This window comes from Erwinia sp. PME.40.26/001, from assembly GCF_055556675.1.
Window position 1 is genome coordinate 1 of the sequence record NZ_JBVHNP010000291.1, and the last position, 255, is coordinate 255.

A 255-nucleotide genomic window follows, 5' to 3' on the forward strand; every position below is an offset into this window, starting at 1 on the left:
CTAAGTATCTCAAGTATGCAAAATTGTTCGGCTCGGATACTTCACAAAGCATTCTCTTGCTTCGTATTGGGCAGATTATTTTTTGTGAATGGAGTCACAATGGTCGGCTTCGTGCTCAGCGTATTGATTCACCTAATTCTCCTTCAATGTACAAGTCTTATTACGATGCAGAAGATCTGCGTTTCCAATCTTTGGACTTTAACAAAGGTCAACTTCAAGATCCAGGTCTGGTGCACTTTAGTTCTCAAAGTGGTG

The 255-nt window shown here is 40.8% G+C and carries 1 protein-coding gene; it reads left to right on the forward strand.

Translation table 11 applies throughout. The features are described 5' to 3' along the window. The coding region (locus tag ACZ3HG_RS24235) for an EH signature domain-containing protein (protein ID WP_465335004.1) at positions 1 to 255 on the forward strand (255 nt) is incomplete at both ends.